The sequence below is a fragment of the Bacteroides sp. AF29-11 genome (genome assembly GCF_003602895.1).
Classification (GTDB): Bacteria; Bacteroidota; Bacteroidia; order Bacteroidales; family Bacteroidaceae; genus Bacteroides; species Bacteroides uniformis.
This window is the reverse complement of record NZ_QTLY01000003.1, coordinates 371,150-390,943: the sequence shown is the minus strand read 5'-3', so window position 1 is coordinate 390,943 and position 19,794 is coordinate 371,150. Positions and strand designations below refer to the sequence as shown.

Sequence of the window (19,794 nt, the reverse complement as noted above, 5' to 3'; positions counted from 1 at the left end):
GTACCATGCGTTATAACTCATAACTTATAACTTATAACTCTTCTTTTTCTACTTGGAACTTGCGGCTTACTTTCATCAGGTTGATGGTGTAGGTCACTACGTTCTGGGCTTCCTGTATCATAGTCAGGTATACCATGCTGACTTTGATGCTGCCGCTCTGGCTTTGGATGCGTTGCAGCTCTTCGCGTTTCAGGTGAGACAACTGTCCGTTGAGGTCGTTGGCTTTGCGAATCTCTGTTTCCAGTTCATCATAATTGTTCGTTTCCAGCTTGTGGCGGCATACTTGTAACAGATAGCAGATGTCTTCGGCTACGTCTGTAAATTCTCCTTTCTGAATGGCATCCAGCGGATTGAAGTTATTGTCTATGTGCTCTAAGCAAGGTTCGCAAAGACGGCCTACGCTGTACACCAGTTCGCTGGCAAAGTCGTTGCCTTGATAGTAATAGAGTCCTTTTTCCAGTACGGTATTGTTGTCGAGACGGCACATGGCAAGTGTTCCGGTACGCTTCATCTGCTTGATGAGTTGTTTTTCGAATTTTACTGAGCCCATGGCACGACGCAGTCCGCGTAGATTCTCGTGTAGGAAGGAAGTGACGGTACGTTCAAAATTCTCTTCTGTGAATTCCATAATCTTCACCAGTTCTTCACGGGTATGCTTGCGGAGCAATTCGATGACTTCATTGTTGTCCGTACTCTTCATCAACTGTTTCAGGGTCTCGTTGCCTTTTTCTTTCTCCTTGCGCTTTTTGTACATCACTTGGCTACGAATCAGCATGAAGACTGCCAGACCAATCAGTGCCAGGATGGCAACCGTACCGCCGAAATGGATAATCAGTGCTACGAAGAAACAGATGGTGAACGCTGCTCCGGCAGTGATGAACCAACCGCCGATAACGCTGAGCACACCCGTAATGCGGAATACCGCCGAATCACGTCCCCAGGCACGGTCGGCAAGCGATGTACCCATGGCTACCATAAAGGTGACGTAAGTGGTGGAAAGGGGAAGTTTCAAGGAAGTTCCCAAGGCGATGAGCAGACCAGCCAATACGAGATTGACGGAGGCGCGAACCAAGTCAAAAGCGGCGCCGTCGGCTATGATGGCTTCATCCTTCTGGAAGCGTGTGTTCATCCACCGCTTGCTGCTTTCGGGCATCGTTTTGGATATTCCGTTAGCCAGAGTCATGCTGAAGCGTACCAGCGTACGGGCTATCGGGGTACTTCCGAAGTTCTCTTCACCGTCATCCTGGCGGGCAAGGTCCACGGAAGTCTTGATAACGTTGTGGGCTTTCTTGGATGTGCAGAGTGCATAAACCATAATGGCGCCTGCACCGATAAGGAAATACCACGGGGTTTTGGCTGCACCGAGGAGTGAGGACATCAGGAATCCGTCGGGGCCGGCGGCCGTACCATTGGCTGTATAGTCAATAAATGAGGAATATCCTGCGAGGGGGACACCGATAAAGTTCACCAAGTCATTGCCGGCAAAGGCAAGAGCGAGGGCGAAAGTACCCATCAGAACCACTACTTTGAAGACATTTATCTTGCACCAATGCAGTATCTGCATCAGTATGGTGAAGAATACAAAGAAACCGGTTATCAGCAATGCGGTATTGTCGTGTATCCATTGCTTGTTTTCAGGGGTCATGAATGAGCTGTCTTTCAGCCCCTTTATCAGCATGAAGTAGATGATGCTGGTGGCAGCTATACCACCGAACAGCGCGATGCTGTATTTCATGTTCTTCTTGTAGTTGAAGGTGAACACGATACGTGCCAGCCACTGTACCAGCATACCGAAGAAGAAGGCAATGGCTACGGATACAAAAATGGCCATGATGACAGACAGTGCCTTGTCTGTATTGATGAGGTCGCCCAGTCCCAATGTATCGCTGTTATAGACCTTGATGAGCGCCAGTGCGAACGTACCTCCCAACAGTTCGAACACCATGGATACAGTGGTGGAGGTAGGCATTCCCATAGTGTTGAAGACATCTAATAGCACGACGTCCGTCAACATGACGGCAAGCAGAATGCACATGATTTCGGCAAAGTAGAAGTGCTCCGGTTGATAGATGCCGTGTCGTGCAATGTCCATCATGCCATTGCTGAGTGCCGCACCGATGAAGACGCCAATGCCTGCAATGAACAGTATGGTTTTGAAAGATGCTGCCTTTGCTCCGACAGCCGACTGAAGAAAATTGACCGCATCATTACTGACACCTACCACGAGGTCGAAAATCGCGAGTACGAACAGAAAGATGACGATACCCAGATAAATTGTTTCCATAGACATGTATTTTATTTCCGGCTGCAAAGGAAAGAGTTTGGTGTTGCAGGGAAATGTCATACATGTTACAGAAATGTTACAAAGCGATTGACGATTGATAATTGACGATTGATAATTATCGTTAATCCTTAATCCCTTGTTTCAAGTATTCGTAAAAGCTATATTGCGACCGTACCTTCTCCTTTTGCGGTCGCGACGACTTCCAGCGGTTTCGCAACCGGTCGTCCACAAAGCAGGCTTTCCGTTTGTCCGACAGTTGTATGGATAGCATATCGATGAGCTCTTGCTTCAAGTCCGGGTCCAGAATGGGGGTGACGGCTTCGATACGGCGGTACAAGTTACGCCGCATCCAGTCCGGCGAGCCGAGGAAGAGCTTGGGTGCGCCGCCGTTGCCGAAGTACCACACACGGGCATGTTCCAGAAAGGTATCCACGATGCGTGTCACGCGGATGTTGTGGCTGTACTCCTGCCCGGGGATGAGGCAGCAGATGCCGCGGACAATGAGGTCTATCTCTACACCGGCTTGCGAGGCTTCGTAGAGGCGGTCTATCATGGCGGGGTCTTGCAGGGCATTCATTTTTAGGATAATCCGTCCTTGCTTGCCTTGCCGGGTCAGTTCTATTTCGTGATTGATGAGGCGGTTCAGTTCAGGAATCAGGTTGAAGCGGGCCACAAGCAGGCGGTGGAACACTGGATTTTCCTTTCCCTGCAGAGTACGGAACAAGTTGTGCAGGTCGTTTACAATCACCGGGTTGCAGGTGAATAGTCCGCTGTCCGCATAGAGGGTGGCGGTCTTTTCGTTGAAGTTGCCGGTGCTGATGTAGGCGTAGCTTGTCAGTTTGCGCCCTTCCTTATCGCGGCGTAGCACGAGGGCTACTTTGGCATGTACCTTTAGTCCTGGTATGCTGAAAATGATGTTGATGCCGGCGGCTTTCATCATCTCGGCGGTGGCGAGGTTGTTTTCTTCGTCGAAGCGGGCTTTCAGTTCCACAAAGACGGTGACTTTCTTTCCGTTCTGTGCGGCGGCTATCAGGGTGTTGATGACGGTGGAGTTCTCTGCCACGCGATACTGGGTCACCATGATTTCACGCACGGTGGGTTCGTGGACGGCTTCATATAGAAAATGGATGAAGTGGTCGAAGGAGTGGTAGGGATAATGCAGCAGCAGGTCCTTCTTCTCCACATAGCGGAAGACGGATTCGCGTTCGTCCAGGCAGGTCAGCTTCATGGGCTGGGGTTTCTTGATGGGACGTACGCTTTGGTTGGGATTGGGCAGATGCCGCAAATCCTCCATGTTGAGGTGCTTGTCTCCCGGCACCAGCTCCCGGCGGTCTATGCGGTAGGCATCTACCAGAAAGTCGAGGAAGTCCTGGGGCATGGCGCGGTCGTATACAAAACGGCACACGGCGCCTATCTTGCGTTTCTTTACCTTCTTCTTCACCTGCTCGATGATTTCGGAGGTATTGGCGGCATCGTCTATCAGAATATCCGCATCGCGTGAAATCTTGATGCAATAACTGCTGTCCACTTCATAACCGGGGAAGATGGTATCCAGATTGGCCTTGATGATGTCTTCAATGAACATCAGATAATAGTCTTTCCCCACCTTGGGCAGCTGGATGAAGCGCGGCACTTTGCTGTACGGCAGTTTCATCACGAAATACTGGATGCGGTTTGGAGAACTGGCGGGAGCTCCTTTCAGATGAAGCCGTACGGCTAGATAGAGACGGTTGTCGCGCAGGAATGAAATCACCTTGTCCTTGCTTACGGGCACCGGGGCCAGATAGGGGAATATCTCTTCGCGGAAGAAGCTGCGCACAAAGTCGCGGTGAAACGGTTCTACGTTGCGGCTTTGATAGAATATGATGTGATGTTTCCGCAGGGCGGGCAGTATCTTCTGTTCGTAGATGCGGATACGTTCCTCCAGTTGGCGATTGACTTCTTGGTTGATTTCATCTACCAGTTCGGCGGCAGACTGCATAGTCTCTTCATCGCTTTGCGAGGCTCCGGTGGCTATGGCCTTATGGTCGGCTACGCGTATCTTGTAGAATTCTTCCAGATTGGAAGAGTATATAGAAATAAAGTTGATGCGTTCGTATAGCGGCAATGTCTCGTCTTCCGCTTCCAGCAGTACGCGGTAGTTGAAGGAAAGCCAGCTGATGTCACGTTTGAAATATCTGTTGTCCATGGTGTTAAGGTGTTAATGTGGCATATTAGCACATTACCACATTGTATTCTTCCCAAATATAATTACCTTTGTCTTAATAAACAAAGGAAAGATGACAAAAGTTGGTTTATTATCGGATACGCATGGCTACTGGGATGAAAAGTACCTGCAATATTTTGAGGGCTGTGACGAAATATGGCATGCCGGTGACATCGGTTCGCTGGAAGTGGCACAGAAGCTGGCGGCTTTCCGTCCCTTCCGTGCCGTGTATGGCAATATTGACGGGCAGGAGATACGGCAGCTCTATCCGCAGATTCTCCGTTTCACGGTGGATGGGGCGGAGGTGCTGATGAAGCATATCGGCGGTTATCCCGGCAACTACGACCCTTCCATCAAGGGCAGCATTCTGGTGCGTCCCCCAAAGCTGTTCATCAGCGGGCACTCGCATATACTGAAGGTGAAGTATGACAAGACGTTGGATGTACTCCACATCAATCCGGGCGCTGCGGGCATTCAAGGTTTCCATAAGGTGCGTACGATGGTACGCTTTGCGGTTGATGGGGGAACGTTTAAAGATTTGGAGGTGATAGAACTTGCTGACCGATGATGTAGTTTGTTTATTTTCAATGGATTGTATTTACCGATTGTTTACGCTGTAGTGTAAAAGCCGTTACATGCTAATGTAAAGGTCGTTACGCTATTGGGTAAAGGCCGTTACACTATTTGGTAAAGGTCGTTACACGCTGAGGTGAAGACCGTTTCATCAAGGGGTGACGGCCGTTACGCACTGAAGTAAGCAAAACAATGTACCGGAGTAAGCAAAGCAATGAAGTAAAAAGATGAAACCAAGCCTTCACTTAATCGAATTTTTCCATTATCTTTGTACCCGAATAGCAAGTAGAGCCGTGGGGCATCGTCCTCCTTCTTATTTTATTCTCCATTTTGAAGTATCACCGAAAAAGAACTGAAATATGAAAGGAATTATTCTTGCAGGTGGCAGTGCCACTCGTCTCTATCCGTTGTCCAAGGCTATCTCCAAGCAGATAATGCCCGTCTACGACAAGCCGATGATATACTACCCGCTCTCTACACTGATGTTGGCGGGAATTCGCGAAGTGCTTATTATCTCTACTCCACGTGACTTACCCATGTTCCGCGAGCTGCTGGGAACCGGCGAAGAACTCGGTATGTCCTTTTCCTATAAGATACAAGAGAATCCCAACGGACTGGCACAAGCCTTTGTGCTGGGTGCAGAGTTCTTGGACGGCGGACCGGGCTGCCTTATTCTGGGCGACAACATGTTCTACGGTCAAGGCTTCTCCGCCATGCTGAAGCGTGCCGCTTCCATAGACAAGGGTGCCTGCATCTTTGGTTATTACGTCAAGGACCCCCGTGCCTACGGTGTAGTGGAGTTTGATGCCAACGGCAAAGCCGTCTCGCTGGAAGAAAAGCCTGCCAATCCTAAAAGCAACTATGCCGTCCCCGGACTGTACTTCTACGACTCCACCGTGACAGAGAAAGCCGCCTCCTTGAAGCCCTCTGCTCGCGGCGAATACGAAATTACCGACCTCAACCGTCTCTATCTGGACGAGGGCACGCTGAAAGTGGAGCTCTTCGGCCGTGGCTTTGCCTGGCTCGACACCGGCAATTGCGACAGCCTGCTGGAAGCCAGCAATTTTGTCGCCACCATCCAGAACCGTCAAGGCTTCCGCGTGAGCTGTATCGAAGAGATTGCCTGGCGCAAGGGCTGGATAGATGTAGACCAGCTGTATCGCTTGGGTGAACAGCTTGGCAAGACCGAATATGGCAAATACCTGATGGAACTGGCTGAATCGAAGCGATGAACTCTTTGTTCCCCAAAAAGAGAAGGAGAATAGTTCTCCTATAAAGGCCCGCTGACTTTAATTTTTAATTTATAATTTTTAATTCTCATGAAGACTTATCTCGTAACCGGTGCCGCCGGTTTTATCGGCGCCAACTATATTAAATATATCCTGGCAAAACATAATGATATTAAAGTGGTGATACTGGATGCCTTGACCTACGCAGGCAATCTGGGCACCATTGCCAATGACATTGACGATGAACGTTGCTTTTTTGTAAAAGGTGACATCTGCGACCGCGTGCTTGCCGACGAACTGTTTGCCAAGTATAAATTCGATTACGTAGTGAATTTTGCTGCCGAGAGCCACGTAGACCGTAGCATAGAGAATCCCCAGCTTTTCCTGATGACCAACATCCTGGGTACACAAAACTTGCTCGATGCCGCCCGCCGTGCCTGGGTCACGGGTAAGGACGAGTCCGGTTATCCCACTTGGCGCAAAGGCGTTCGTTACCATCAAGTGTCTACCGACGAAGTTTACGGCTCACTTGGTGCCGAAGGCTACTTCACAGAGCAAACCCCGCTCTGCCCGCACAGCCCTTACAGCGCCAGCAAGACGAGTGCCGATATGGTAGTGATGGCCTATCACGATACCTATAAGATGCCCGTCACTATCACCCGCTGTTCCAACAACTACGGTCCTTATCATTTCCCCGAAAAGCTGATTCCGCTTATCATCAAGAATATTCTCGAAGGCAAGAACCTCCCCGTCTATGGCGACGGCAGTAACGTGCGTGACTGGCTCTACGTGGAAGACCACTGCAAAGCTATCGACCTGGTTGTCCGCGAGGGTGTGGAAGGCGAAGTCTACAACGTAGGCGGTCACAACGAAAAGACCAATCTTGAAATCGTGAAGCTGACTATTGCCACCGTCCGCCGCTTGATGGAGGAAGAACCCCGTTACCGTGCAGTGCTGAAGAAACAAGTAAAAGCCGCCGACGGCACGATTGACATCAGCTGGATAAACGAAGACCTTATCACCTTCGTCAAAGACCGCCTAGGTCACGACCAGCGTTATGCCATCGACCCCACAAAGATTACCAATGCCCTGGGCTGGTATCCGGAGACGAAGTTCGAGGTCGGCATCGTCAAGACCATTGAATGGTACCTGAACAACCAGCCGTGGGTGGAAGAAGTGACCAGCGGTGATTATCAGAAGTATTACGAACAGATGTATGGAGGTAGAGGTTAAGGTTTAGGGATTAGGGTCTAACCGCTAATCCTTAACCTCTAACCTCTCAATTCAGCGCCACCGCTAACAGTAATCCTAAGAACAGCATATTGCGCGACGTCTCGCCCAGTATGCTGTTCAGCTTTTTACCGCTACCTATCTGTATCATTTTGCGCCACGTCAGTGCGTGCATATAGAGATAGACGCAGGGAGCCCAGATAAATTCCAGTGGAGTCAGCTTGCCCGTGTAGACAAACCAGAAGCAGAGCAGCACGGCGGCGGTGCCCAGTGCCAGATACATATTCTCACCGAACTTCTTGCCGTAGCGTACCACCAGCGTACACTTGCCGCTCACGGCATCCTGCTCGCGGTCGCGATAGTTGTTCACCATCAGCAAGGTGTCTATGGCGAGGCCACTGACGAGCGACAGCACCACCACATCCATATTCAGCGTATAGGCCTGCACGTAGTAGGTGCCGCATACGGGCACGAAGCCGAAGAACACCAGCACCAGTACGTCGCCCCAGCCCCGATAGGAGAGCAGCGTGGTATAGAGGAAAGCAAACAGTATGCACACCACGCCCAGCACCACCAGTTCCCAGCCTCCGTGGGGCAGCTGCCCCCAGACGGTGAACAGCACTGCCAGCCCTGCCAGGCACGACAGTGTCAGTGCGATGCCGATGCCGGTTTTCATGGCTGCCGGCGTAATCCAACCTTCGGCGCAGGCGCGCTGCGGCCCCAGCCGGTCTTCCCGACGGTCGGTCCCTTTCTGGAAGTCGAAGAGGTCGTTGATAAAGTTGGCGGCAATCTGCATGCCGCAGGCAAAGAGGGCGCACAGCAGGGCGGGTGCGGTCTTGAACTGTCCGTCGCTGAAGGCAAGGGCACTGCCCAGCAATACCGGGATGATGGCTCCCGTCAACGTCTTGGGGCGGGCGGCGAGAAACCATGCGTAGGGTGAATTCTGTTTAATCTCGTTCATCGTAGTTCCAATTTAGTTCGGCATCTGCCAGCAAAAATACTGAAAATCCCTATATTTGTACCCACTTATGATGAAGAAGTTAGTCTACATATCCATTCTTTCTCTGCTGCTCTTGTCTTCCTGCCGTTCCAAGCGGATGATTACCGTGTCGTTGCCGCAGCCAGTCATGCAGGCAGACAGCACGCAGCTTGGCGATACTATCGGGTTGCCTGCCCGCCTTTCGCCGATGTTCACCTTTGACCAGTCTGATTTGCGTAATGTCCGCCGCCAGCCGGCGAAGGGCGAGGTAAAGAAACAGCAGATAAAGAAAACGGCACCGGTACAAAAGGTAATTGTGCAGCGAGGTACAAGAATCACATCGAAAACCACCCACGTAGGCTCGGCCTATAAGGGCGTCAGCCGCATTAAGACGTACGACTTCACGCATCGCGACGTGCCTGCCGCCTTCGAGGGCTTCCGCATCGCCTTTGTCTCCGACCTGCACTACAAAAGCCTGCTGAAGGAGGAGGGATTGAAGGACCTGGTCCGCCTGCTCATAGACCAGAAGGCCGACGTGCTGCTGATTGGCGGTGACTTTCACGAAGGCTGCCAGTACGTGCCGCCCGTCATGGCTGCCCTGGCGCAAGTGAAGACGCCGTTGGGCACCTATGCCGTGCTTGGCAACAATGACTACGAGGCTTGCTATGACGACATCGTGCGCGAAATGAGGCATTATGGCATGCATCTGCTGGAGCATAAGGTGGACACCCTGCGGCGTGGCGGTGAGCGGATTCTTGTGGCGGGCGTGCGCAATCCTTTCGACTTGGGCAAGAACGGCACATCGCCCACACTCGGCCTTTCGCCCGACGATTTCGTAATCCTGCTGACGCATACGCCAGACTATGCCGAGGACGTCCCGGTGACAAACTCCGATCTCATCCTGGCCGGACACACGCATGGCGGGCAGGTGACGCTGTTCGGGCTTTATGCACCGATAGTCCCCTCGCACTACGGGCAGCGGTTCCTCTCCGGGCTGAAGTACAACTCAAAGAACATCCCGATGATTGTCACCAACGGCATCGGCACTTCGCAGAAGGCCATCCGCATGTTTGCCCCCGCAGAGGTGGTGATGATTGTGCTGCACCGGCTGACGGACTGATTTATTCTTCGGGCATCAGCACCACTCCCAGTTTCTTCTTGCCATCCATCTTTACCACCATCGGCTGGCGGAAATGTACATGCCGCAGGTACTTCGTCTCGTGTATGGCAGGCTGTGCATTCAGGAATTCCTGGTTGTATACGCCGTCATTCATAAAGGCGTTGATGGTAAAGTATCCCACTCCAAAGGAGGTCAGGTTCTGGAAGAAGTGGGTTCCCTGGCTGGGGTCTACCCGGTAGTTGGTCAGTCCGGCTTCCACTATCACGCGGGCAGCGCTGATGTGCGGCCACTTCACGGGGATGCCGAGCCAGGTGTCACTGCTACCCCAGCGTCCGGGACCTACAAGGACATAGTTGCGGCCTTCGTCCAGGAACTGCTGGTTCAGCTTCTCTATCTCCCAGGCAATCTCCTGGTTGTGGGAGGCACTATAGTCGTCTGTCTTCACATAGATAATGTCATGTATCTCGTTCATGATGCCATGTCCCAATGAGTTGTTGGAACGGAGCAGTACCTGGTCGTCCGGAATGGCGGTAAGGTCTTCATCCAGCATCTCCTTGGTGTCGACTATCGGGCGGATTTGCAGCAGGTAGAAGGTGCCGGTTTTGTCCTTCTCGCGGCTCATGGTGGCGGCAAACTCTATCTCTACGGGACGGCGCATCTCCTGCTCTCCGTATTTCAAAGCCAGTTGCAGGATGCGTGGCAGGGGGAATACGTCGTGTTGCAGGATGTTGGCAAAGGTGATGACTTTGCGTCCGCCGGGATAAAGCCCGTCGCGGATAATCTGGTCGTAAGGGTCGTAGGTGGAGGCTATGTAGTTCAGTGCTCCGTCCTTTTCCGCTTCTTTGACGTGCAGTTTCAGCAGGTTGAAGCCGTCGTCGATGGAGAAGTCGTGACCGGCATTGCGCAGGTCGAGGGCATAGAAGCGGGTCTGAGTCTCTTTGAGGGCAATCTCCATTTCGCTGGTTTGCAGCACCTGGTTGGGGTGATAGGGCGAGAAGCGGAGCGTCATGCCACCGTCCACGATGTATTTACCTAAACCGAGCGCCAGATTGACGATACCTTCTTCTGCCTTCTCGTCGCCGATGGGGTAGTAGTTGAGCGAACGTGCCACGCCGGACATGCTGGGGTAGTAGCGGTCACCATACTGGTTGCCCACTACCTCTTGCAGGATGACAGCCATCTTTTCCTGGTCGATAACGTTGCTCGTTGCCTGCATGTATGCCTTCGAGTCGCGGAAGTAGACCGAAGCATATACTCCCTTGATGGCATCGCTCAGCATGCGCAGCATCTCGTACTTGTCGTCCAGATAGGGAATCATGTAGGTGTTGTAGATGCCGGCGAAGGGTTGGTAGTGCGAGTCTTCCAACAACGAGGACGAACGGATGGCAAGCGGCGACTTCACCACGTCGAAGAAGGTGAAGAAGTCCTCCACCAGGCGGTCGGGCAGCTTTGCTTTGAGGAAGTAGCGCAGGATGACGTCATCGTCGGCATCGGACAAGGCTATCTGATACAGATTGTTGGTATCCATAAACTCGTCGAACACATCGGTACAGAGCACGATGGTCTTGGGGATGGCGACACGGGCATTCTCAAACTCTTCGAACTCGGGGTGATGCTTCACCAGGTTGTCGATGAAAGCCAGTCCGCGCCCCTTGCCTCCCAGCGAACCGTCGCCAATACGGGCAAAGTTGGAGTATCGGTCAAAGCGGTCGCGCCTGAAGACTGCCACTACTCCCTGGTTTTTCATCTTGCGGTATTTCACGATAGCCTCGAAGATAATTTTACGGTGGGCATCCACGTCTTGCAAGCTATTCCAGGTGATGGGCCGCAGGAACTCTGCCACGGGAAACATGGCACGTGAGTAGAGCCAGCGGCTGACGTGGTTGCGGCTGATGTGGTAAAGGAATGATTCTGCCGGAACAGCAAAAAGAATGTTCTGCAGCTCTTTGAGATTCTTTACGCGGGCAATCTCTTCCAGCGTGTCCGGGTTGCGGAAGATAAAGTCGCCGAAGCCGAAATTGTCTGATACAATACGGCGCAGGTCCACATCCATCTTTTTGGAATTCTTGTCGATGAAGGCGGCATCGTATTTGGCTGCATACGCTACGTTGTCCGATTCGCTGGACTGTATGATAAGGGGTACAAACGGGTCTTCCTTGCGGATGGCGGCACAGAGCTTGATACCGGCCAGTCCGTCCTTCTCGCCCCGTTCTACGCGGGGGAAGCGTACGTCGGTGATGACACCTAATATATTATTCTTATATTTTTGGTAGATGCCAAAGGCTTCTTCATAGGTACGTGCCAGTACAATTTTGGGACGTCCCCTCATGCGCAGTGTGCGCTGGTGGGCATTCAGTGCTTCAGTAGAGAATTCCTGGCTCTGCTTCAATACGAATTTATACAGATTGGGCAGGATGGAGGAGTAAAAGCGGATGCCGTCTTCCACCAGCAGGATGAGCTGCACACCCACTTCGTTGACGTCGTGCTCCAGGTTCATCTTGTCCTCTATCAGCTTGATGATGGAAACCAGCAAGTCGGTGTTTCCCAGCCAGCAGAACACATACTCAAAGGGACTGAGGTCTTCATTGGCAATACGCTTGGTGATGCCGTGGCTGAAAGGGGTAAGTATCACCATCGGAATCTGTTCATACAGGTTTTTGATGTATCGTGCCACGTCGAAGCTGTCGTTGTCTCCCGTGCCCGGCATGCAGATGATGAGGTCGAAAGAGATGGAGGACAGCTGTGTCAGCGCCTCCTCGCAAGTGGAAACCTGCGTGAAACGGGGAGGGTAGCGCAAGGAGAGCGAAGTGTATTCATTGAATATCTTTTCGTCGATGCGGCCGTCATCTTCCAGCATGAAAGCATCGTAAGGATTGGCTATCAGAAGGACGTTGAAAATGCGCCGTGTCATGAGGTTGGCAAACTGTGTGTCCTTGAAATAGAGCTGGTTTAATTTGAACTTACTGAGCATGGCTTCTCATGATTTGTTGGTTTCGGAAGGCAAAAGTAATAGAAATCGAACCTATTCGGATAGTTTTTCGACCGTTTTTTTTATATTTATGCGTAATATTGCATCCGAAAAACAATATATGACCTATGTCTGCTCCATATCCGTTTCCATATAAATCCGTTGCATGTACATTTCTGCTGTTATGGGTGTTCGTTTTTTTGTCCGCTGACTTGTTTGCCGGTTCATTCCGCACCTTGGGTATCAAGGAGGGATTGGGCAGTCGGCAAGTATTCCAGATAAACAAGGATTCAGCCGGATTTGTCTGGGTGTATACTCATGTCGGGATAGATCGTTATGACGGGAATGAAATCAAGCATTACAAGCTGGACGGAATGGTTGATTCCAGGGACAATATCCAGTCTTCCACTACCATGATGTGTGATAAGGAGGGTATTGTCTGGGTTGCATTGAAGAATGGAAAAATCTATGCATACAACAAACTGACGGACTCTTTCCAATTGCGTGTGGACTTGGCCGATTACCTGCCTTCTCCGGTATTGTATAATATGCTGTTTGATGACGAAAACCGTTTGTGGTTGTGTATGTCGAAGGGGCTTTATTCTTGGGAAGAAAGTGCAGGACTGTCTTTTGCCGGATTGAAGGGGCAATCTGTCCGTTGCATGGTCCAAATGGAAGATGAAGTGTTTTTTGCAGGCACCGACAAGGGTGTCTTCCGGCTGAAGAAGGCAGGAGCGGCAGGTTCTTCGTCTTTTGAGACGAGGCCGGTTGACCTGCATACAGAGATGCATGTGGAATCGCTCTATGTCTTCGGAGCGAAGCTGTTCATCGGTACCTTTTCAAACGGCGTATTTGTGCTTGACGGTCCCGAAGGGCAAATACATTCCTTGAATGACCGGATTCCTCATGTGCCTATCCGTTCGTTTGCAAGGACAAAGGATAATTTGCTGCTGGTGGGAGCCGACGGTGCAGGTGTTTTTTGCATGGATGTCGCTACCGGAGAACTTTTGAACCATTATATGAATAACGGGGATGATGACAAAAGCTTGAGTGGTAATACGGTATCCGATATTTGTGTGGATGAATCCGGAGTTGTATGGATTGGCACTTCTACGAATGGCATCAGCTATCTGGATCCGGAGATGCCGGATGTCTATAGAATCAGGCACGAACGCAATAATGATAATTCCCTGAAGTCGGACCATGTAAATGTGATGTTTCAGGACTCGGAGGGAGATTATTGGTATGGTACAAACAACGGCGTCAGCCTCTATCAACCTCGGTCACGCAAATGGACCCACTATCTGGACGGTACGGAATATAGTGGCAAAGTGGTATTGGCGCTTGCCGAAGACTCCGGGGGAAACATCTGGGTAGGTGGCTATGGTATCGGTGTCTATTGTATTCATAAACAGACCGGACGGGTACAGAAGAAAGAGAAAAGAAATGCACATCCGGAGAAGGGAATGGCCACCGACTATGTTTATGCCATTTATGCGGAAGGGGATTATGTCTGGTTCGGTGGTATTGAAGGAGAGTTTACCCGTTACGATATACGGACGGATACTTATACATATTACCCGATTGATTGCATAGGTGACATAAAGCCGGGTAAGGGGGGCTCATTACTGATTGCCGGTTGCAGCGGGTTGGCCGTCTTTGATAAGAAGTCGGGAGACACGCAGTGGCATCAGACGTTTGGAGACATCTCTCTGCATTATCCTATCCGTTGCCTGATGCAGTCCTCATCCGGTGATATTTGGCTGGCGACAGACGGGGAAGGCCTTATACGTGTTGGTCCGGATGGGAAAGAGGTGCATGCATATACCGTAGATGACAATCTGGTTTCCAATTCCATCAATAGTCTGCTGGAGGATAACGAAGGGCGTATCTGGTTCAGTACGGAGAAGGAATTGTATTGCTTGGATTGTTCCCGGGATATTATCATCAGTGCCAATGATTTTTTGGATGTCAGCTGGGGATATTACAATCCGAATGCTGCCCTTAAGTTGAAGAATGGATGTCTTGCTTTCGGCACCGCAGAAGGGGTTCTTTCCTTTCTCCCGTCTTTGGACTTGGGGACTCATGCACCCGTTGAGCTGATTCTGACAGACTTTAAACTGCTTTATGAATCGGTCAAAGCGGGAATGAAAGGCTCTCTTTTGCAAACGAATATCAATGATACCCGGAAAATAGATTTGAAGTATAATCAAAACTCCTTCTCTATTTCCTTCTCTGCCATCAACTTTGCAGTCCCGCATCGTATCAGGTATGAGTATAGGCTCGAAAATCACAATGAAGAGTGGGAACACTCCAATTCAGTGCGGAACGTGAGCTATATGAATCTCTCGTCCGGTAAGTATGTATTCCGCTTGCGGGCATTTGATAAGTACACCGGGCAGCAGGTGGGAGAAAGAAGTCTGGACATTGTCATTCATAACCCTTACTGGGTTTCGTGGTGGGCGCTGCTCCTCTATTTCATCTTGTTGTCTGTCTTTGTCTGCATGTTTGTGCAGTATAGGAGGCATAAGGTGAACGAAGGGCGTATAAGGGACAAGATACGTTCCTTTATCAGTATAGCCCATGATATCCGTACACCGGTTACTTTAATAAAGGCTCCGCTGAGCGAGCTCGAAGCGCAGGAGGGACTTCCGGAGCAGGGTAAGAAAACCGTTGCGGTGGCAATGAAGAATGTGGAAAAACTGATGGGAATGATTACTCAACTGCTTGAGTTGCAGAAAACGGAACTGCATGCCGAGGAGTGTCTGAAGGTTTCTCCATACAACATTAAGGCTTATCTGGAGGAAAAGATGGCGGAGTTTCATTTAGCTGCCATGCAGAAGAGCGTCGGGATAGAGTTGGAGGTGGAGCCGGATATGCCCAAGGTTTGGATTGACCGGGAGAAGATGGATCATATCATAGACAATCTGCTCTCCAATGCCTTGAAGTATACAGAGAAGGGAGTCATCCATATACTGGTGAAGACTGCAAGAAAGAAATGGACTATTGAAGTGAAGGATACGGGCATCGGCATTCCGAAAGAGGAGCAGGGCAATATCTTCCACGAATATTATAGAGCCCAGAATGCCATGAACTTTGAGGAAACCGGTTCGGGCATCGGTCTGATGATTACGCGCCGCATTGTGAAACAGCATCACGGCACCATCTCTTTCAGTAGCGTGGAAGGACAGGGAACTACGTTTACGGTAACTTTCCCGCAGAGGATAAAGGCGAGCGTGGCGGTGGAAGCGAAGGCTGACGGCCGGGAAGAAGCTCAGGCCGCTACCGGGGCTGTGCATGAAGAAACGGAACGTGCCGGGAAGAATGTCCTTCTTCTGGCGGAGGACGATGCGGATATGAGGGAGTATCTGGTGGACAGCTTGTCTTCCGAATATAAGGTAGTTGCCGTGCCCGACGGCGGAAAGGCATTGGAGACGGCAAGGGAAATCAATCCTGATATCATTGTCTCGGACATTGTGATGCCGGTACTGGAAGGTGATGAATTGTGCCGGATTCTGAAGTCATCGGTAGATACAAGCCATATACCTATTATATTACTGACCGCACTGAGTGAGAGGGAAAATATCATCTTCGGACTGGAGGCCGGTGCCAATGACTACATCATCAAGCCTTTCGACTTGTCTGTGCTGAAAGTGCGTATCAGGAATATTCTTCAGAATAGGCAGCATTTGCGCGAAACCGTGTTGGCGATGGATGCGCAGCCCGAAGAGACAGACTATACCAGCCAGTTGGACAAGGAGTTCCTGGACAAGGTTATGAAAGTGATTGAGGAGGAGTTGTCCGATTCGGAATTCTCCATCAATGACTTCTGCCGGATGCTGGGCATGAGCCGCACTTCTGTCTACAATAAAATAAAGACGCTGACCGGGCAGGGACCGAATGACTTCATCCGCATTGTCCGTTTGAACAAGGCAAAAGAGCTGCTGGTTTCCCGGAAATATTCGATAGGGGAAGTGGCGAATATGGTCGGATTTTCTGACCCGAAATATTTTAGTACATGCTTCAAAAAGCAGTTTGGCACCAGTCCCAGCAAAATTTAGAGCCATGAAGACTGCTTTTGAACCACCGCTGACAAGTATTAAACCTTTTTTGTCAGAGAATAAACCCTTGTCTCCCTGATAGTGCGTAATATTGTGGACAGTAAACAATATAAAAAAACATATATAAAAATGGAAACATATTTGGGTCTTGATTTAGGGGGGACAAAGTTGCTGATTGGCGAAATGGACAGCCGTGGCAACATTTTGAGGTATAAGAAATATGACTCCGGTTACTTCAATCAGCAGGCTGCGCTGGAAATCATCAAGTCTTCGCTTGATGATTATATCCGCACTGTGGGCTGGTATGACCAGAAGCCGGTAGCGATGGGCGTTGGCCTGATAGGGCGTGTAGACCCCAACGAAGGTGTTTGGTTGCAGATTGACCCGAGCAGGACACAGCGGATTGAGTTGGCAAAGGAACTGTCGGATATATATGGTATGCCTTGCCATATAGATAATGATGTGAAGAGCGCTACAAGAGCCGAACGCGTCTGGGGATTCGGACAAATTTCCAAAAACTTTATTTACGTAAATGTAGGCACAGGCATTGCCGTAGGTACGGTGATAAATGGCAGACAAATCCGTGGCAGTCATTTTAATGCCGGTGAGGTGGGACACTTACGTGTAGGCGTGAACATAGGCATCAAATGCGGTTGCGGACGAATGGACTGTGTGGAGGCGATTGCTGCCGGCATAGGCTTTGACAATTGTGCCCGTCTGCTCCGCAATCAGTATGAAACCAGCCTGCATATTCCGGCAGAAAAAGGAGAACGGGTGATTGTGAGTGAGGTGTTTGCACTCAGTCAGAAAGGTGACCCTCTTTGTACGGTACTGGTGGAGAATGCAGCTGAGGCGCTTGCCAATCTTATCATGAATCTGGTACGTGTGATTGACCCGGACACGGTGGTGTTGGGTGGTGGTATTGTAGCCGACGGATATATGCACGAGAAGATTCTGGAGAAACTTCATCCTACGACCATGCGTTTTGTCAGCAACGGGGTTGTCATTACGAAACTGAATCCCGGATTTATCGGGCTTCTGGGGGCCGGTGCGGTGGCGATGAATATGTGATTAGGAATTAATGATTAAGAATATGAAAATAACAATAACAAAGAATGAAAAGGAGTTTGACTGCACGGCTGCATGGCGCATCATCGGGCAGATGTTGAATGAACCGGAGAGTGTGATAGGACTTTCGACGGGACGTACTACCGGCAATCTTCATCGGTTGGTGGGAGAAATCTATACTAAATATCCGTTTAAGGTGGATACCGTTACTTTCTTCGGATTGGATGAGGTAATGAATGTGCCGCGCGAATATGCCGGAGCATGCTACACGATGCTGAAAACGGAGTTGATGGATACATTGGGCATCAAGGAAGAGAATTTTTTGATGCTGCCTACCATTTCTGGTGATTTTGAACAGTCATGCAGGGATTTCCAGCAGGAAATTGCGAACCGTGGCGGTATTGATTTGCTGATTTTAGGGTTGGGTGAGAACGGACACCTGGGATTCAACCAGCCGGAATCTCCCTTTGGCGGTGAAGCATGGGTGACCCGGATGAATGTGGAACTGGAAGAACGCATCCGTAGAGAAACGGGTACTCCTCCCGATAAAGAGTTGGGAGGGGCTACTTTGGGAATAAAGAACATTATGCAGGCACGCCGGATTGTACTGGTTGCCAAAGGGACTAATAAAGCGGATATTGTCAAGCGGATGCTTGAAGGGCCTGTGACAACAGATGTTCCTGCTTCCATCCTTCAGCTTCATCCCAACTGTGAATTTCTGCTGGATGAGGCGGCGGCAAGCATGCTTAACTGCTAAGTCGCCTTGCAGGCGGCTGATAACTAATTATTTGAATTAATAATCAAAATACTATGACACAACAAGAAAAACAAATAAACTATATGGGGCCATTCATCACGATGGTGTTCTTGTTCTTTATTGTAGGTTTCCTTACGACTGCCAATACTCAGTTTCAGGGTCCTCTGAAAGAAACTTTTCTTTCGGAAGTGGGCGGGTTGAAAAATACTTTTGCTACTTTGATTACTTTCTCCTGGTTCCTTGCTTATCCGGTTTGTGGAGGGGTAGGCTCGTCGTGGATTAGCAAATACGGATATAAAGGAACATTGATGCGTGGATTGCTGGTGATGATTGTGGGGCTTGGTTTGTTCTTTGCCTCTTCCTATTTCACAGTACACTTTCCTGAAGCGAATTGGCATGCAGGAAATAATGTTATCCCTGGAGGGTTCTTGATTTTCTTACTGGGTTCTTTCGTGGTAGGGGCTTCGGCCACCATTCTGCAAGTGGTTATAAATCCTTATCTGACGGCTTGCCATGTCAAGGGTACCCAGTCCATTCAGCGTTTGGCTATAGGTGGTTCCGCCAATTCTGTGGGAACTACGCTTGCTCCTTATTTCGTGACCGGTGTCGTGTTCGGCGGTCTGTCTATGGAGGACATTCAGATTGACCAGCTGATGGTTCCGTTCCTGGCATTGATGGCTGTTATTTCTTTGATTGTATTGTTGTTGATGAAATTGTCTTTGCCCGATATCCAAGGAACCAGGGTAGAGAAGGGAGAAAAGCTGGAAAAAAGTGTATGGTCCTTCCGTCATCTGACATTGGGCGTGGTGGCTATCTTCTTTTATGTAGGAGTGGAAGTCTGTATCGGGGCCAATATCAATCTGTATGCCATCGAGATGGATTATGCTTCTCCGGCACTGATGGCTACGCTCTATTGGGGTGGTATGCTTGTGGGCCGCCTGGTGGGGAGCAGCCTGAGCAGGATTTCTCCCCGCGTGCAGTTGACGGTTACTACGGTATCGGCAGGACTACTCGCCCTACTGGCCATTCTTCTGAATAATCCGTGGCTGCTCACGGCAGTAGGTCTGTTCCATTCCATCATGTGGGGAGCTATCTTTACTTTGTCCGTTGCCCATTTGGGAAAATACACTTCGGTGGCTTCGGGTGTGTTCATGATTGGAGTGGTAGGCGGTGCCATATTGCCCTTGTTGCAAGGAGTGCTTGCCGATGTTCTTGGAGGCTGGAGATGGTCATGGCTCATCGTTCTTTTTGGAGAAGCGTTTATGCTGTATTATGCATTGATAGGTTCACGGGTCCGTCAGACCTGCGATAATTTGTAA

The 19,794-nt window shown here is 50.2% G+C and carries 12 protein-coding genes; 8 read left to right on the top strand and 4 right to left on the bottom strand.

The features are described from left to right. Positions 1 to 31: 31 nt before the first annotated feature. Together DWZ03_RS07050 and DWZ03_RS07045 are read right to left on the bottom strand one after the other, a co-directional pair. Positions 32 to 2,284 (bottom strand): inorganic phosphate transporter, encoded by a 2,253-nt coding sequence (locus DWZ03_RS07050; RefSeq protein ID WP_034522753.1) that lies wholly within the window; start codon positions 2,282 to 2,284, stop codon positions 32 to 34. Positions 2,285 to 2,405: 121 nt separating this feature from the next. Then, positions 2,406 to 4,472, bottom strand: a complete 2,067-nt coding sequence (locus DWZ03_RS07045) for an RNA degradosome polyphosphate kinase (RefSeq protein WP_120129374.1) — start codon at positions 4,470 to 4,472, stop codon at positions 2,406 to 2,408. A gap of 91 nt (positions 4,473 to 4,563) precedes the next feature. On the opposite strand from DWZ03_RS07045, the gene DWZ03_RS07040 reads away from it, so the two are divergent. From DWZ03_RS07040 to rfbB, 3 genes are all read left to right on the top strand, one after another. Beyond that, the gene (locus DWZ03_RS07040; RefSeq protein ID WP_005827049.1) at positions 4,564 to 5,058 is read left to right on the top strand and encodes a metallophosphoesterase family protein; all 495 of its coding nucleotides are present in this window, start codon (positions 4,564 to 4,566) and stop codon (positions 5,056 to 5,058) included. Between the two features lie 364 nt (positions 5,059 to 5,422). Next, a complete protein-coding gene (gene rfbA / locus DWZ03_RS07035; RefSeq protein ID WP_005827046.1) occupies positions 5,423 to 6,295 on the top strand; it encodes a glucose-1-phosphate thymidylyltransferase RfbA in 873 nt (290 codons plus the stop codon). Between the two features lie 87 nt (positions 6,296 to 6,382). Then, positions 6,383 to 7,525: a dTDP-glucose 4,6-dehydratase gene (gene rfbB / locus DWZ03_RS07030; protein ID WP_005827045.1), complete on the top strand. Its 1,143-nt coding sequence runs from the start codon at positions 6,383 to 6,385 to the stop codon at positions 7,523 to 7,525. 46 nt (positions 7,526 to 7,571) lie between these two features. Here the strand turns inward: rfbB and menA are convergent, their stop codons facing one another. Next, positions 7,572 to 8,483, bottom strand: coding sequence for a 1,4-dihydroxy-2-naphthoate octaprenyltransferase (menA, locus tag DWZ03_RS07025; RefSeq protein ID WP_119957928.1), 912 nt, complete (start codon positions 8,481 to 8,483; stop codon positions 7,572 to 7,574). A gap of 70 nt (positions 8,484 to 8,553) precedes the next feature. Here menA and DWZ03_RS07020 point away from each other — a divergent pair, with 70 nt between their 5' ends. Next, positions 8,554 to 9,621: a metallophosphoesterase gene (locus DWZ03_RS07020; RefSeq protein WP_034523237.1), complete on the top strand. Its 1,068-nt coding sequence runs from the start codon at positions 8,554 to 8,556 to the stop codon at positions 9,619 to 9,621. Between the two features lies 1 nt (position 9,622). Here DWZ03_RS07020 and DWZ03_RS07015 read toward each other — a convergent pair whose 3' ends face one another. Further along, a complete protein-coding gene (locus DWZ03_RS07015; protein ID WP_120129371.1) occupies positions 9,623 to 12,592 on the bottom strand; it encodes a PEP/pyruvate-binding domain-containing protein in 2,970 nt (989 codons plus the stop codon). Between the two features lie 125 nt (positions 12,593 to 12,717). Here DWZ03_RS07015 and DWZ03_RS07010 point away from each other — a divergent pair, with 125 nt between their 5' ends. The 4 genes from DWZ03_RS07010 to DWZ03_RS06995 all read left to right on the top strand — a co-directional run bounded on the left by DWZ03_RS07010 (position 12,718) and on the right by DWZ03_RS06995 (position 19,794). Next, positions 12,718 to 16,650: a two-component regulator propeller domain-containing protein gene (locus tag DWZ03_RS07010; RefSeq protein ID WP_120129368.1), complete on the top strand. Its 3,933-nt coding sequence runs from the start codon at positions 12,718 to 12,720 to the stop codon at positions 16,648 to 16,650. 129 nt (positions 16,651 to 16,779) lie between these two features. Beyond that, complete coding sequence (locus DWZ03_RS07005; RefSeq protein ID WP_016272972.1) at positions 16,780 to 17,721, top strand: ROK family protein; 942 nt, start codon at positions 16,780 to 16,782, stop codon at positions 17,719 to 17,721. A gap of 22 nt (positions 17,722 to 17,743) precedes the next feature. Then, positions 17,744 to 18,475, top strand: coding sequence for a 6-phosphogluconolactonase (locus DWZ03_RS07000; protein ID WP_016272971.1), 732 nt, complete (start codon positions 17,744 to 17,746; stop codon positions 18,473 to 18,475). 53 nt (positions 18,476 to 18,528) lie between these two features. Then, positions 18,529 to 19,794 carry an MFS transporter gene (locus tag DWZ03_RS06995; RefSeq protein ID WP_008665144.1) on the top strand — a complete coding sequence of 422 codons (1,266 nt, stop codon included), beginning with the start codon at positions 18,529 to 18,531 and terminating at the stop codon, positions 19,792 to 19,794.

Excerpts from the sequence above, each read along its gene's own strand:
- DWZ03_RS07020 (WP_034523237.1), top strand. The coding sequence starts at position 8,554 with ATGAAGAAGTTAGTCTACATATCCATTCTTTCTCTGCTGCTCTTGTCT.
- DWZ03_RS07040 (WP_005827049.1), top strand. The coding sequence starts at position 4,564 with ATGACAAAAGTTGGTTTATTATCGGATACGCATGGCTACTGGGATGAA.
- menA (WP_119957928.1), bottom strand. The coding sequence starts at position 8,483 with ATGAACGAGATTAAACAGAATTCACCCTACGCATGGTTTCTCGCCGCC.
- DWZ03_RS06995 (WP_008665144.1), top strand. The coding sequence starts at position 18,529 with ATGACACAACAAGAAAAACAAATAAACTATATGGGGCCATTCATCACG.
- DWZ03_RS07005 (WP_016272972.1), top strand. The coding sequence starts at position 16,780 with ATGGAAACATATTTGGGTCTTGATTTAGGGGGGACAAAGTTGCTGATT.
- rfbA (WP_005827046.1), top strand. The coding sequence starts at position 5,423 with ATGAAAGGAATTATTCTTGCAGGTGGCAGTGCCACTCGTCTCTATCCG.
- DWZ03_RS07000 (WP_016272971.1), top strand. The coding sequence starts at position 17,744 with ATGAAAATAACAATAACAAAGAATGAAAAGGAGTTTGACTGCACGGCT.
- DWZ03_RS07045 (WP_120129374.1), bottom strand. The coding sequence starts at position 4,472 with ATGGACAACAGATATTTCAAACGTGACATCAGCTGGCTTTCCTTCAAC.
- DWZ03_RS07015 (WP_120129371.1), bottom strand. The coding sequence starts at position 12,592 with ATGCTCAGTAAGTTCAAATTAAACCAGCTCTATTTCAAGGACACACAG.
- DWZ03_RS07010 (WP_120129368.1), top strand. The coding sequence starts at position 12,718 with ATGTCTGCTCCATATCCGTTTCCATATAAATCCGTTGCATGTACATTT.
- DWZ03_RS07050 (WP_034522753.1), bottom strand. The coding sequence starts at position 2,284 with ATGGAAACAATTTATCTGGGTATCGTCATCTTTCTGTTCGTACTCGCG.
- rfbB (WP_005827045.1), top strand. The coding sequence starts at position 6,383 with ATGAAGACTTATCTCGTAACCGGTGCCGCCGGTTTTATCGGCGCCAAC.